The sequence below is a fragment of the Streptosporangium sp. NPDC004379 genome, assembly GCF_042873875.1.
In the GTDB taxonomy this organism is placed as follows: Bacteria; Actinomycetota; Actinomycetes; order Streptosporangiales; family Streptosporangiaceae; genus Streptosporangium.
Map to the genome: position 1 here is coordinate 135,267 of NZ_JBIAMC010000009.1, position 13,776 is coordinate 149,042.

Sequence of the window (13,776 nt, forward strand, 5' to 3'; positions counted from 1 at the left end):
ATGGCTCATGACATCTCCGGCGACGGCCCCGGTGACATCCGCGGCGCGGCGCGCGGCTCCGCCGAGGTCCCGCTGTCCATCCTCGACCTGGCGCCCGTCGGCAGGGGCTTCACCGCCACCCAGGCGCTGGCGGGCAGCACCGAGCTGGCCAGACGCGCCGAGGAGTGGGGCTACCACCGCATCTGGGTGGCCGAGCACCACGGGATGCCGTCGGTGGCCAGCTCCTCCCCCGCAGTGTTGATCGCCCACCTTGCCGCGGCGACCCGGACGATCAGGCTGGGCTCCGGCGGCGTGATGCTGCCCAACCACGCGCCGCTGATCATCGCCGAGCAGTTCGGCACCCTGCACGCCCTGCACCCCGGCCGCATCGACCTCGGTCTCGGTCGCGCCCCGGGCACCGACCCGGCCACCGCGCGGGCGCTGCGCCGCGGCGACCTGGGGCCCGACGACTTCCCCGAGCAGCTCGCCGAACTGACCGGCTTCCTCGACGCCTCGTTCCCGGCCGACGACCCCCTGCACCGGCTCTCGGCCGTCCCCCGCTCCCCGGAGTCGGGCCGCCCGCCGATCTGGCTGCTCGGCTCCAGCGGCTTCAGCGCCCAGCTCGCCGGCCTGCTGGGGCTGCCGTTCGCGTTCGCCCACCACTTCAGCTCCGCCAACACCGTCCCCGCCCTGGAGCTGTACCGGTCGGCGTTCCAGCCGTCGGAGGCGCTGGACCGGCCGTACGCGATGATCGGCGTCGCCGCCGTGGCGGCCGGGACCGCCGAGGAGGCGCTGCGCCTGGCCCGGCCGGGCGCGCTGGCCATGCTGCGCCTGCGCCGCGGCGCCCCGGAGCCGATCCCCACGCCCGAGGAGGCGGAGGCCTACCCCTACTCCGCGGCCGAGGCGGCCTTCGTCCACGACCACCTGTCGAACGTGGTGCTGGGCGACGCCGCCGCGGTGCGCGCGGGGCTGGAGGAGCTGCGCAAGCGCACCGAGGCCGACGAGCTGATGATCACCTCGCAGGTCGCCGACCCCGGGGCGCGGATCCGCTCCTACGGTCTGATCGCCGAAGCGTACGGCCTGCCCGGCGCCTGACCGTACGGCGCCCGGCCCGCGTGGCCGCGTGGCCCGCGCGAGCGGTCCTGTGCCCGGCCGTACCCGGTGCCCGGCGTCTGACCGGGCGTCAGGGCGCGCAGCCGCCGAAGGCGACGGGCAGGTGGCGGGGGCCGCGCAGCACCGGGTTGCGCCGGTAGGGCGGCGGATCCTCCACCAGCCGGGGCTCGACGAGCCGGCGGGCCAGTTCGGTGAGCGCGACCTGTGCCTCCAGCCGGGCCAGCGGCGCGCCGAAGCAGTAGTGGATGCCGCCGCCGAACCCGAGGTGCTCGTTGCCGGTCCGGCCCGGGTCGAACCGGTCGGGGTCGGTGAAGCGTCTGGGGTCCCGGTTGCCGGAGGCCAGGACCAGCCAGACGGGCGCCCCCCGGGGGATGGTGACGCCGCCGACGTCGATGTCGGCGAGGGCGGTGCGCTGGGGCAGGAGCTGCACCGGCGGTTCGAAGCGCAGCAGCTCCTCCACCAGCGGCACGGCCAGGCCGGGCTCCTCCCGCAGCCTCCGCAGGGCGTCGGGGTGCCGCAGCAGGGTCAGCATGCCGTTGGTGATGAGGTTCACCGTGGTCTCGTGGCCGGCGATGAGCAGCAGGACCGCGGTGACGACCAGCTCCAGCGGCGACATGCGCTCCCGGTCGCCGTGCCCGGCGGCCAGCGCGGACAGCATGTCGCCGCCGGGCGCGCGGCGGTGGTCCTCGATCAGTCCGGCCAGGTAGCGGCCCAGCTCCCCGCGGGCCCGCTGGGCGGCGCGCCGCCGTTCGACCGGGCCCTCCCCCTCCTCGCCGGGGTCGAGCCCGGCGACGATCGCCTCGGCCCAGACGTGGAAGCGCGCCTCGTCCTCGTGCGGCACCCCGAGGAGCTCGCAGATCACCATCACCGGGAAGGGGTAGGCGAAGTCCTCGACGAGGTCGGCCTCCTCCCGGTCGTGCAGGCCGTCGATCAGGCCGGAGACCATCCGGGCGAGGTCGCCGCGCATGTCGCTGATCCGCCGGGGGCTGTCCGGCGGCCCGAACGGCCGGTTCGCCAGCCGGCGCAGCCGGTCGTGCTCGGGCGGGTCGAGCCGCAGGAAGGCGGGCGGCAGCCCCTCCTGCTCCTCCTCCAGGAGGTCCTCCTCACCGGCGGTGGGGACCCGGTTGCGGGGGTCGGAGCTGAGGCGGGGGTCGTGCAGCAGGGCGGCGATCTCCCAGTACGTGCTCACCGCGTAGACGCCGTCCTCCTGCCGCGCCACCGGCGTCCTGCGCAGTTCGGCGTAGAGCGGGTAGGGGTCGGCGCGGCTGGCGTAGTCGGTGATCCGCCGCAGCAGGGTGGCTGAGGTCATGACGGGCTCCTCTGGGCGGACGGCTCCCGGAAGGCGGGTACGGTTCCCGGGGTCGGCGGGCGGTTCTCGGTGGTTCTCGGTGGTTCTCAGCGGTTCCGTGAAGCGGCGGACGGCTCTCGGAGCGGCGGATGGTTCTCAGAGTCCTCAACGGTCCTCAGAGTCCTCAACGGTCCTCAGAGGCGGGCCGGGACGAACGTGACGCGCCGCTCGTCGGGCGCGTAGCCGCTCAGGGTGACGGTGGGGCCGTGGGTGGGCAGGGCGGGGTCGGGGAACTCCGCCGGGATCGCCCGCGCACCCCCGGGGGCGCGGTCCACCTGGGCGAAGTCCGGCGGGAAGGGCGCGGCCGACTCGATGAGCCGGCCGTAGAACGGCAGCCACCTGCCGTGGTCGAAGGTGACGGCGGCGATGACGCGCCCCTGGTGGCCGTAGGCGGCGGCGAACCGGCGCGTCGCCAGAGACCCCTGGACGACGGCCAGCTCGCGGCCCATGGGCGGGACGCCGACGGACTTGATGTTGACGCCGAACTGGGCGGACCAGAACGCCGGCAGCCACAGGTGCGGGCGGCGGTCCGGGCCGGGGCTGACCATGTTGTGCGCGGCGACCTCGGCCTGGGCGACCGCGTTGCCCCAGTGCTCCAGCGACAGGAACTGGTAGCCGAACAGCGGGTGCGGGGACCGGGCGACGTCCCCGGCGACGAAGACGTGGTCGGTGACGATGCCGTGCACGTCGAAGGCCCGGCACCCGGCGTCGCAGGCGATCCCCCGCGGCCCGGCGGCCAGCCCGGATCCGGCGAGCCACTCGGTGTTGCGCACCGCGCCCAGCGCGACGACGGCCACGTCCGCCTCCAGCGCGGTGCCGTCGGACAGGTGGGCGCACCGCAGCCGCCCGGCCTGGTCGCCCTCCAGCGCGGTGACCGTGATGCCGCAGCGCAGGTCCACGCCGTGCTCGCGGTGCAGCTCGGCCGCCACCGCGCCGACGACGCCGCCCAGCGCCCCGACGAGCGGTGCGGGGCCGCGCTCGGCGACCGTGACGTCGATCCCCCGCTCCCGGCAGGCCGAGGCGATCTCCGAGCCGGTGAACCCGGCGCCGATGACGAGCACCCTGCGGGGCCGCGCGTCCATCCGGCGGGCGAGACCGGCCGCGTCGTCGCTGGTGCGCAGGGTGAAGACGCCGTCCAGGGCGGCCTCGGCCTCCCTGATCCACGGGCGGGCGCGGGTGCCGGTCGCGATCAGCAGGCGGTCGTAGCGCACCTCGTCCCCGCCTGCCAGCCGTACCAGCCGCCCGGCCGGGTCGAGCCCGGTGGCGGCCTCCCCGAGCAGCCAGCGCGCCTCCAGCGCGCGTCGCCGCGGCAGGAGGGTGTCGCCGGCGCCGGTGAGGCCCAGCAGGACCTGCTTGGACAGCGGCGGCCGGTCGTAGGGCTCGTGCGGCTCGTCACCGATCATGGTCAGTGTCCCGGTGAAGCCCTTCTCGCGGAGCGTCTCGGCGGCCCGCAGGCCTGCCAGGGACGCGCCGACCACGACGGCGTGGCCGCGCCGCCGGAACTCCTCCGCCGCTCCGTCAGCCGCGGGCACCGGTCCCCGCCCCCTCCGGCGCGGCCGCCTCGCCGGGCCACTCGACGAGGACGGCCTGGACCGGACAGGACGCGGCGGCCCGCATGACCTGCTCGCGCCGCTCGTCCCCGGGGCCGGGCTCGTACATCAGCGCCTCCTCGCCGTGCATGGCGAAGACGTCGGGTGCCTGGAAGACGCACTGCGCGTACGCCTCGCACCGGTTGAGGTCCACGACGATCCTCACGAGAGCTGCCCCCATTCGGCGGGTGCGGCGTCGGACGCTGCCAGCCTAGGGAGCGGACCTGGGGAAACATCATCCGGAAACCGGGGTGTTGCGGCTTTTGGCGGGGTCTTTGCCGCCGTCCGCCCCAACGGAGGGGAACGCCCGCGCCGCGGCCCGTCCGGCCTCGGCGGTGCCGGCGCCCGGCCCTTCGGAGCCCGCTCCCCGGCCCCGTCGAGGGGCCCGCTCCCCGACCCCGTCGAGGGGTCCGCTCCCCGTCTCGTGGGTGAAACCAGGTCAAAGGCGGGTAGAGCACCTGCGATGAAGGCAAACGACTGGTTCCTCACCCCCGAGGAACGGGGAAACCCGGCGACGTCCATCGACGGCCGCCACGATCCCGGTGTCGCCTGGTCGGACGGCAACACGGTCCGGCCCATCCCGCACGGCGCGCCGTACTTCGCCGAGCTGCTCGCCCGGGTCCGCGAACTGCGCGCCGGGGACCTGCTGCTGTTCACCGACTGGCGGGGCGACCCCTCCGAGCGGCTGGACGGCCCCGGCACGGAGGTCGCCCGGGTCTTCGGGGAGGCGGCCAAGCGCGGTGTCGTGGTCAAGGGGCTGCTGTGGCGCTCGCACTGGGACGGACTCCGCTTCAGCGAGGCCGAGAACCGCCACCTGGGCGACGAGATCGAGGCCGCCGGCGGCGAGTGCCTGCGTGACATGCGGGTCCCGCCCGGCGGCTCCCACCACCAGAAGCTCGTGGTGCTGCGGCACCGGGACCGGCCGGAACGCGACATCGCCTACGTCGGCGGGATCGACCTGTGCTGGAGCCGCCGCGACGACGCCTCGCACGACGGCGACCCGCAGGCCGCGCCCATGTCCGGGGTGTACGGCGAGCGCCCGCCCTGGCACGACGTGCAGGCGGCGATCCAGGGTCCCGCCGTGGGCGACGTCGAGGCCGTCTTCCGGGAACGCTGGGAGGACCCCGGCCCGCTGACCCGCAACCCCGTGCACCGCCTGGCCGACCTGCTGCGCCGCGAGGACACCCGCCCCGACCCGCTGCCGCGGCAGTTCCCCGACCCGCCCGCCCGCGGGCCGCACGCCGTACAGCTCCTGCGGACCTACGCCCACCGGCTGACCCGCTACCCGTTCGCGCCGCGGGGCGAGCGGAGCATCGCCCGCGGCTACCTCAAGGCGCTGCGCCGCGCCCGCGCCCTGGTCTACATCGAGGACCAGTACCTGTGGTCGCCGCAGGTCGCCGAGTCGTTCGCCGACGCGCTGCGCGACAACCCGGACCTGCTGATGATCAGTGTCCTGCCGTTGCACTCCGACGAGGACGGCCTGCTGGGCGACGTCCCCCAGGTGCTGGGCCGCAACCGGGCGCTGTCGGTGCTCCAGGAGGCCGGCGGCGAGCGCTTCGCGGTGTACGGGCTGGAGAACGGGAACGGCACCCCGGTCTACGTCCACGCCAAGGTCTGCGTCGTCGACGACGTGTGGGCGACCATCGGCTCCGACAACTTCAACCGCCGCTCCTGGACCTACGACTCCGAGCTGACCTGCGCGGTGCTCGACGAGACCCCGGACGGCCGCGCGCCGCTGGACCCCGCCGGTCACGGCGACGGCGCCCGCCGCCTCCCCCGGGACCTGCGGCTCACCCTCGCCCGCGAGCACCTCGAACTGCCGGAGGACGACGACGGCGTCCTGCTGGACCCGCGGTCCTTCTTCGACGCGTTCGCCGCCTGCGCCGCCCGCCTCGACCACTGGCACGAGGAGGGACGGCACGGCCCCCAGCCGCCCGGCCGGCTGCGCGCCTACCGGTCGCCGGGTCTTTCCCGGTGGACCGCCCTGTGGGCCGACCCGCTCTACCGGATCGTGCACGACCCCGACGGGCGGCCGCGCGCCCTGCGCCGCGCCGGCTCCTACTGAACGGCGGAAACCGGACGACGGAAACCGGACGGCGGAGAATCCGCTCCGCGCCGGCCGCCGGGACGTCCGCGACCGCCGGGACGTCCCGGCGGAGCACGACGGTGCGCGCACCGGATCTCCACGGAATCTGCACCGGCGCCGGTTACGCTCCCACACCATGATCAGGTCAAGGGCGGTCGGTCTCCTGGTGTGGCTCGCGGTGCTGCCGGTCGCGGCGTGGGCGGTGGTCAGGACCGCCGGGTGGACCCCGGCCTGGCAGTGGGTCCCGCTGGTGGCGTTCACGCCGTACGTGGCGGCGCTCTCGGTGGTCACGCTGCTGCTCGCGGCGGTGCTGCGCCGCCGGGCGTCCGCCGCCGTGGCCCTCGCGGCGAGCGTGGCGCTCATCGCGGCCGTGCTCCCCCGGTACGTCGCCGACGGAGGCCCGGCCGCCGGGCCGTCGCGGCTGCGGGTGCTCGCGGCGAACCTGAGGGTGGGCTCGGGCGACACCGCGTCGCTCATGAGGCTGGTGCACGACCTGCGGCCGGACGTGCTCGCCCTCCAGGAGCTCACCCCCGCCGCGCTCGGCCGCCTGGACGGGGCGGGCCTGCGGGGCCTGATGCCGTACGTCGTGGACCGCTCCCGGCCCGGGGTGTCCGGGTCGGGCATCTACTCCCGCCACCCGCTCACCGAGGCGCCGATGATCGAACTGGGCCGCTTCCGCCAGTCGCGGGCCGTCGTCGCGCTGCCGGGCGGCCGGGAGGTCGAGGTCGTCTCGGTGCACCCGTGCGCACCCAGCCAGACCGGCGAGGTGCCCTGCTGGGGTGCGGGCCTGGCGGCGCTGCCGCGGGCGGGCGGCCGTCCGCGGGTGCTGGCCGGCGACTTCAACGCCACCCTCGACCATCCGCCGGTGCGGGACCTGCTGGCGAGCGGCTACCGCGACGCGGCCGACGCCGCCGGGCGGGGGCTGACGCCGACCTGGCCACGGCTCGGGTGGAGGTCCCTGCCCGGTGTGACGATCGACCACGTGCTCGCCGACCGGCGGATGCCGGTGAGCGTGTTCAGCGTGCACTCCCTGCCCGGCAGCGACCACCGCCCGGTCTTCGCCGAACTCGGCCTCCCCTGACGGACCGGCCCCGCCGTACCCGTCACGGCCGCCCGGCCAGGTCCGTCCCCGGTCCCGCCGTGACCGGCGGGACCGCCCCGGCTCAGCCCGCCGTACCGGCCGTGACGGGTACGGCGGAGCCGGCCGGGTCCGCGACGGGGCCGGCGGGTTCCTGGTCGAACTGGGTCCGGTACAGCTGCTCGTAGCGGCCGCCCGCCGCCAGCAGCTCGGCGTGGGTGCCGCGCTCCACGACCCGCCCGTCCTCGATCACCAGGATGAGGTCGGCCGCGCGGACGGTGGACAGCCGGTGCGCGATCACCACCGCCGTCCGGCCGTCCAGGGCCTCCCCCAGCGCGGCCTGCACCGCGGCCTCGGAGGTGGAGTCCAGGTGCGCGGTGGCCTCGTCCAGGATCACCACCCGGGACCGGGCCAGCAGGACCCTGGCGATGGTCAGCCGCTGCCGCTCGCCGCCGGAGAGCCGGTAGCCGCGCTCGCCCACGACGGTGTCCAGACCGTCGGGCAGCGCGTCGACGATCTCGGTCAGGCGGGCGCGGCGCAGCACGTCCAGCAGCTCCTCCTCCGTCGCCTCCGGCCGCGCCAGCAGCAGGTTCGCGCGGATCGTGTCGTGGAACAGGTGCCCGTCCTGGGTCACCATCCCGACGGCCCCGCGGACCGACTCGGCCGTCAGGTCGCGCACGTCCACCCCGGAGAGCCGTACGGCGCCCGCGTCGACGTCGTAGAGCCTCGGGATGAGCTGCGCGATCGTCGACTTCCCCGCCCCCGAGGAGCCGACCAGCGCCACCATGCGGCCCGGCTCGGCGCGGAAGGACACCCCGTGCAGCACCTCCACGCCGCCGCGCGTGTCGAGCCGGGCGACGTCCTCCAGGGAGGCGAGCGACACCTTGTCCGCCGACGGGTAGGCGAACCGGACGTCGTCGAACTCGACCGACACCGGCCCGTCGGGCACCGCGCGGGCGCCGGGACGCTCGGCGACGAGCGGCTTGAGATCGAGGATCTCGAAGACCCGCTCGAAGCTCACCAGCGCGCTCATCACCTCCACGCGGGCGCCGGCCAGGGAGGTCAGCGGCGCGTACAGGCGGGTGAGCAGCAGCGCGAGGGCGACCACGGCGCCCGGGTCGAGCAGCGACCGCAGCGCGTAGGCGCCGCCGACGCCGTAGACGAGGGCCAGGGCCAGCGCCGAGACCAGCGTCAGCGCGGTGACGAACACCGACTGCGTCATCGCCGTGCGCACCCCGATGTCCCGCACCCGGCGGGCCCGGGCGACGAACTCGGCCGACTCCTCGGCCGGGCGGCCGAAGAGCTTCACCAGCGTCGCCCCGGGCGCGGAGAAACGCTCGGTCATCTGCGTGCTCATCGTCGCGTTGTGCGCGGCCGCCTCACGCCTCAGCCGGGCCAGCCGGGAGCCCATCCGCCGGGCGGGCAGCACGAACACCGGCAGCAGGATCAGCGAGAGCAAGGTGATCTGCCAGGAGACGCCGATCATCACCACCAGCGTGAGCAGCAGCGTGACGAGGTTTCCGGCCACGCCGGAGAGGGTGTCGCTGAACGCCCGCTGCGCGCCGATCACATCGTTGTTCAGCCTGCTGACCAGCGCGCCCGTGCGGGTCCGGGTGAAGAAGGCCACCGGCATGCGCTGCACGTGGTCGAAGACGGCGGCGCGCAGGTCGAGGATGAGCCCCTCGCCCAGGGTCGCCGACAGCCACCGCGTCGCCAGGCCGAGCCCGGCCTCCGCCAGCGCGATCACCGCGATCAGCGCCGAGAGACGGACCACGGCCTCCACCGGGGCGCGGTTGACGATCGCGTCGACGACCTGGCCCGCGAGCACCGGCGTGGCGACCGCCAGCACCGCTCCCACCACGCTGAGCAGCAGGAACAACACCAGCTTGCGGGTGTGCGGCCGGGCGAAGGCTCCGATCCGGCGCAGCGTGGCCATGGAGAACGGCCGTTTGTCCTCCTGCGCCTGCATCGTGGCGTACATCGAGTGCCACGCCGCCATTTCCATGTTCATCAGGACACCACCGGATTTCTTTTAGGATCGAGGGGTCGATCCTAAAACCTCAACTAAGGTCGAGGTCAAGGTGGCGTCCGGGACGGGTCAGCTCGGGCTCTCGCTCGGGCTCTCGCTCGCGCCCTCGCTCGGACCTTCGCTCGCGCGGGCCTCGCGCACCAGGCGCAGGTGCTCCCGGATGACCGGCAGGGCGTCCTGCGCCAGCTTCCTCACCGCCGAGGAGGAGCCGTTGGTCAGTTCCCGGTCGAGGCGCTTGAGCGTCATGCGGTGGTCGGCGGCCTGCGCGGCCAGCCACGCGCTGTCGAAGGCCGGGCCGCTGAGGTTCGACAGCTTCTCGATCTGCTCGCGCTGCATCCGGTTCGGCCGGTCCGGCAGCTGCACGTCCGCCTGCTCCGCCACCGGCCGCAGCTTGTCGTCCAGGGCCGTGTGGTCGGTGATGAGCTTCTGGGCGATGTCCTTGACGTCCTGGGAGTCCGACCTCCTCAGCGCGAGCCTGCTCGACCGGATCTCGGCCAGGTTGCCGCGGTGCGCCTGGACCAGGAACTTCCTGTCCTGCTCGTTGAGGTTCGGCTGGGCCACGGCGGCCTGTACGGCGCCGCCCATCACGACGAGCATGGCGGCCAGCAGGACGACGATCCTTCTGATCATTGGGTCCCCCGTTCGGTGTGCGACTGAACAACCACCTCCTGACGACGTGCTCCGTTATCCACATTTATAGCTATATGAAGGAACAAATGGTCAGGAAAGGCTTCGAGGGATTCGCCGGGGTGTCACCCGGTGACGGGCACGTCCCGCATCGGGGTGAAGCCGGAGATCTCGACGTCCACGCTCGTCACCCCGGGCGGCGGCGCGGTCATCAGCACGGACATCCGGATGCGCTCACCGGCGCGCAGCTTGGTGAACACGATCTCCGAGCAGACGCAGTGCCGCGGGAACCCGTTGTCGCCGGGCGTCGTCATCGGGAGGTAGCGCGTTCCGGACCGGTCGGCCAGCGCCAGCCAGAAGAAGTCCGTCTTGTAGCCGTAGACGAACCCGCCCTTCTCCACGTCGCCGTCCCAGGCGCCGTCCTCCAGGGTGACCTCGCCGCCGCCGGTGTGGGCGAGCTCCACGGTGGCGACGAGCGTCCGGCCGCCGACGCGCCGCAGCTCCAGCAGGTTCGCAGTGAGCCCGGTCATCTTGCGCAGGCCCCGCGCGGTGGCGGCCGCCGCCTCGGACGGAGCGGGAGCGGGGACGGCGGACGGGGAGGCCGCGGGCGGCGGCGGGACGGCCTTGCGGGGGAAGGCCACCTCGACGCGGCGGTTGCGCGCCCTGGCCCCATCCGAGGTGCCCTTCTCCGCGGGGTCGGTCTCCCCCTTGCCCTCGGTGGCGAACTCCGCGTCCGGAACGAGCCCGCGCAGCGCCTTCTCCACCGCCCTGGCCCGGCGCAGCGACAGGCCCTGGTTGTAGGCGTCGGAGCCGACGTCGTCGGTGTGCCCGACGACCCGGACCTCGCCGTCCGCCTCCGCGCGGATCCGCTCCGCCGTCCCCTGGAGCGTCCGCCGGGCGCGGCCGGTCAGCGTCGCCTTGTCGAAGTCGAACAGGACGTCGGTGTCGAGGGCGATGTCGATCCGCTCGCCCGACTCGGTGACCGAGGAGCCGGTCCCGTCGGTCCGCGTGGCGAGGGCGATCGTGTTGGGCGTCGCCGCGGCGATGGCGGCGGCGTCGGGCTCGCCGTCGAGCGTGCCGCCGCCACCGGCCGGAGCGATGGGCAGCGTCGGGGTCAGCCCCGCGCCGTGGAAGCCGACCGCCACGCCGGTCGTGTCCGGCGGCACCCGGTAGACCGCCCACATCAGCGCGGACTCGCCCGCCCTGACCTTGGCGAACGGCTCGGGCTGACTGCACAGGCAGCGCGCCGGGGGGCTCTTCATCGGGTAGTAGGCGGAGAAGCGCGTGTCGTCGAGGAGGTAGAAGCCGGAGAAGGCCGAGTTGTGGTCGTAGGGGGTGCTCCCGGCGAGCCCGGAGGCGTGGAAGCCTTCGAGCCTGACCTCGGACTGCTCGGCGCTGATCCGGAACCGCGCGGTGACGGCATCCGGCGCGCTCCGCTCCAGCGCGATGACCTCGATCTTCGCGCTGCCGTGGTCCCCGCTGTGGCCGTCGCCGTACAGGGTGGCGAGCGGCGGGGGCCCGGCGGACGGGTCCGTGCCGGGGGTGGTGGCCGGAGTCGCGCTGGGAGCCGCCGGCGCGGTCGTGCCGCGGGCGGGGGTGGAGGCGGCCGAGGGCTCCCGTCCGGCGGGAGCCGTCGAGCAGGCCGCCAGGACCAGCGCCATCAGGAGGGCTTCGCATGCGTGCCGACGTCTACCGCGGATCATGAAAATTTATATATACCGCGCTTTTTCCAAGAAAGCAGGGATTAACCAGAATCATCGGCGTTCGTTCGGCCGCGCCTCCGAGTTCGCGAACCGACCCGACCCGGACCGACCCGACCCGGACCGACCCGACCCGGACCGACCCGGATCGGACCTGACTGGCGCGGCGGCGACGGCCGGTACGGCGACGCCCGGGCCCGAGCACCGGCCCCCGCACTCCCGGCACCCCGGCCTACCGGTGGAGACGGCATGACGTGATTGTTATGTTCATTACATCTTGGAAATCATGGAGCGTATCTGTAACATCCAGACCACCTCAGCCCCCGATCCCCCGAGGTGTGACGTGCGCAGACACCGCCTTCTGCTGACCGGCCTCTTCCTGTTCGGCGCCGCCGCGTGCGGCCAGACCACCTCCGGCGCGCCCGCGGACGCCGGCGGCGCCTCCGCCGCGGGGACCGAGCCGAAGCCCCAGACGGTCGCCGGTGTCTCCATCACCGCCGACCCGGCCCTCACCGCCCTGCTGCCCGACGCGATCAGGAGCGCCGGCAAGGTCCGCGTCGCCACCGACGCGCCGTACCCGCCGTTCGAGATGTTCGTCTCCGAGGGCGGCACCGAGCTGACCGGCATCGACTACGACCTCGGCCAGGCGCTCGGCGCCAGGCTGGGCGTGCGGTTCGAGTTCGGCCAGCAGAAGTTCGACGGCATCATCCCGGCCATCCAGGCCGGGCAGTACGACGCGGTCATGTCGGCGCTCACCGACAACAAGGAGCGCCAGCAGGTGCTCACCTTCGTCGACTACTCCGTCTCCGGCACCGGCATCCTCGTCAGGAAGGGCAACCCGGAGAAGATCACCGCCCACACCGACCTGTGCGGCAAGGCCGTCGCCGCGCAGGCCGCCACCAACCAGTCGAAGCTGATCGACAAGTGGCAGTCCGACTGCAAGGCCGCGGGCAAACCGGAGATCTCCAAGAAGGAGTACCCCAAGGACACCGACGCCCAGCTCGCCATCAAGGCCGGCACGGTCGTCGCCAGCCTGCAGACCAAGCCCGCGGCCATCTACACCGCCGAGACCGCCGACGGCGGCGCCGCCTTCGAGGCCGTCGACGACCCGGCCGCCATGGGCGGCTACAACGCCTCCCCCAACGGCATCGGCGTGGCCAAGGCGAACCAGCCGCTCGCCCAGGCCGTCCAGAAGGCGCTGCAGTCCCTCATCGACGACGGCGCCTACGGGAAGATCCTGGCCGGGTACGGCGCCGAGTCGATCGCCGTGAAGACCGCCACGATCAACGCGGCCGTGGACTAGGCCGTGCAGGACACCTCATCCCGCCCCGCCGCCCCGGAGGCGGCGGGCGACGCCGCCGGCGTCAGGGCGGTCCCCGTCCGGCACTACGGCCGGTGGGTCGCCGCGGCGGCCGTGCTGTTCCTGCTCGCCGCGCTCGTCAGGTCACTGCTCGCCAACCCCAACCTCGGCTGGCCGACGATCAGGTCCTACCTGTTCAAGGACGTGATCCTCCAGGGCCTGGTGACCACCGTCTGGCTCACCGCCGCCGCGATGGCCCTCGGCCTGGTCGGCGGAACGATCATCGCCGTCATGCGGCTGTCGAGGAACCCGGTGCTGTCGATCACCTCCGGGGCGTTCGTCTGGCTGTTCCGCGGCACGCCGCTGCTGGTGCAGATCCTGTTCTGGGGGTTCTTCGGGATCTTCTACGCCGACATCCAGCTCGGCGTCCCCTTCACCGGCATCGTCTTCTGGTCGGCCCCCACCAACCAGGTGATCACCCCGATGGTCGCGGCCCTGCTGGCGCTGGGCCTGAACGAGATGGCCTACGCCGCCGAGATCATCAGGGCCGGCATCCAGTCGGTGGACCACGGCCAGACCGAGGTCGCCCACTCCCTGGGCATGTCGCCGCTGCTGACCATGCGCCGCGTGGTGCTGCCGCAGGCCATGCGGGTGATCGTGCCGCCGATGGGCAACGAGACGATCAACATGCTCAAGACCACCGCGCTGGTGTCGGTGATCTCCGCCGCCGAGATGATGACGCAGATCCAGCGGATCTACAGCCAGAACTACCAGACGATCCCGCTGCTCATCGTGGCGAGCGTCTGGTACCTCGTGCTGACCACCCTGCTGTCGGTCCCGCAGTCCTACCTGGAGCGGCGCTTCGGCCGGGGCGTCACCGGGAGCGGACCCGGCGTGTTCCAGCGCATGATCGGAGGAACCCGGTGA

At 73.8% G+C, this 13,776-nt stretch carries 11 protein-coding genes; 5 read left to right on the forward strand and 6 right to left on the reverse strand.

Annotation, left to right across the window (positions count from 1 at the left end; translation table 11 throughout):
- Complete coding sequence (locus ACFYSC_RS20840; RefSeq protein ID WP_389963919.1) at positions 1–1,074, forward strand: LLM class flavin-dependent oxidoreductase; 1,074 nt, start codon at positions 1–3, stop codon at positions 1,072–1,074.
- Positions 1,075–1,162: 88 nt separating this feature from the next.
- Here the strand turns inward: ACFYSC_RS20840 and ACFYSC_RS20845 are convergent, their stop codons facing one another.
- From ACFYSC_RS20845 to ACFYSC_RS20855, 3 genes are all read right to left on the reverse strand, one after another.
- Positions 1,163–2,401, reverse strand: coding sequence for a cytochrome P450 (locus ACFYSC_RS20845; RefSeq protein ID WP_389963924.1), 1,239 nt, complete (start codon positions 2,399–2,401; stop codon positions 1,163–1,165).
- 173 nt (positions 2,402–2,574) lie between these two features.
- Positions 2,575–3,972 carry an NAD(P)/FAD-dependent oxidoreductase gene (locus ACFYSC_RS20850; RefSeq protein ID WP_389963927.1) on the reverse strand — a complete coding sequence of 466 codons (1,398 nt, stop codon included), beginning with the start codon at positions 3,970–3,972 and terminating at the stop codon, positions 2,575–2,577.
- Positions 3,959–4,195, reverse strand: coding sequence for a ferredoxin (locus ACFYSC_RS20855; RefSeq protein ID WP_389963930.1), 237 nt, complete (start codon positions 4,193–4,195; stop codon positions 3,959–3,961). Before ACFYSC_RS20855 ends, ACFYSC_RS20850 begins: the two co-directional genes overlap by 14 nt.
- Positions 4,196–4,492: 297 nt before the next feature.
- Between ACFYSC_RS20855 and ACFYSC_RS20860 the strand changes: the two genes are divergently transcribed.
- Entirely contained in the window at positions 4,493–6,094 is a 1,602-nt protein-coding gene (locus tag ACFYSC_RS20860) for a phospholipase D family protein (RefSeq protein ID WP_389963933.1), read from the forward strand.
- A 157-nt stretch (positions 6,095–6,251) separates the two neighbouring features.
- A complete protein-coding gene (locus ACFYSC_RS20865) occupies positions 6,252–7,196 on the forward strand; it encodes an endonuclease/exonuclease/phosphatase family protein (RefSeq protein WP_389963936.1) in 945 nt (314 codons plus the stop codon).
- A gap of 82 nt (positions 7,197–7,278) precedes the next feature.
- On the opposite strand, the gene ACFYSC_RS20870 is transcribed toward ACFYSC_RS20865, so the two are convergent.
- From ACFYSC_RS20870 to ACFYSC_RS20880, 3 genes are all read right to left on the reverse strand, one after another.
- Complete coding sequence (locus tag ACFYSC_RS20870) at positions 7,279–9,204, reverse strand: ABC transporter ATP-binding protein (protein WP_389963939.1); 1,926 nt, start codon at positions 9,202–9,204, stop codon at positions 7,279–7,281.
- Between the two features lie 87 nt (positions 9,205–9,291).
- Positions 9,292–9,852, reverse strand: coding sequence for a DUF4142 domain-containing protein (locus ACFYSC_RS20875; protein ID WP_389963942.1), 561 nt, complete (start codon positions 9,850–9,852; stop codon positions 9,292–9,294).
- Between the two features lie 122 nt (positions 9,853–9,974).
- Positions 9,975–11,510 (reverse strand): OmpA family protein, encoded by a 1,536-nt coding sequence (locus ACFYSC_RS20880; RefSeq protein ID WP_389963945.1) that lies wholly within the window; start codon positions 11,508–11,510, stop codon positions 9,975–9,977.
- A gap of 382 nt (positions 11,511–11,892) precedes the next feature.
- On the opposite strand from ACFYSC_RS20880, the gene ACFYSC_RS20885 reads away from it, so the two are divergent.
- Both ACFYSC_RS20885 and ACFYSC_RS20890 read left to right on the forward strand, forming a co-directional pair.
- Positions 11,893–12,852 carry an ABC transporter substrate-binding protein gene (locus tag ACFYSC_RS20885; protein ID WP_389963948.1) on the forward strand — a complete coding sequence of 320 codons (960 nt, stop codon included), beginning with the start codon at positions 11,893–11,895 and terminating at the stop codon, positions 12,850–12,852.
- A 3-nt stretch (positions 12,853–12,855) separates the two neighbouring features.
- The gene (locus ACFYSC_RS20890; protein WP_389963951.1) at positions 12,856–13,776 is read left to right on the forward strand and encodes an amino acid ABC transporter permease; all 921 of its coding nucleotides are present in this window, start codon (positions 12,856–12,858) and stop codon (positions 13,774–13,776) included.

Bases quoted from the DNA above. Each gene is read 5' to 3' on its own strand.
- ACFYSC_RS20845 (WP_389963924.1), bottom strand. From the start codon at position 2,401: ATGACCTCAGCCACCCTGCTGCGGCGGATCACCGACTACGCCAGCCGC.
- ACFYSC_RS20880 (WP_389963945.1), bottom strand. From the start codon at position 11,510: ATGGCGCTGGTCCTGGCGGCCTGCTCGACGGCTCCCGCCGGACGGGAG.
- ACFYSC_RS20840 (WP_389963919.1), top strand. From the start codon at position 1: ATGGCTCATGACATCTCCGGCGACGGCCCCGGTGACATCCGCGGCGCG.
- ACFYSC_RS20870 (WP_389963939.1), bottom strand. From the start codon at position 9,204: ATGAACATGGAAATGGCGGCGTGGCACTCGATGTACGCCACGATGCAG.
- ACFYSC_RS20865 (WP_389963936.1), top strand. From the start codon at position 6,252: ATGATCAGGTCAAGGGCGGTCGGTCTCCTGGTGTGGCTCGCGGTGCTG.
- ACFYSC_RS20875 (WP_389963942.1), bottom strand. From the start codon at position 9,852: ATGATCAGAAGGATCGTCGTCCTGCTGGCCGCCATGCTCGTCGTGATG.
- ACFYSC_RS20860 (WP_389963933.1), top strand. From the start codon at position 4,493: ATGAAGGCAAACGACTGGTTCCTCACCCCCGAGGAACGGGGAAACCCG.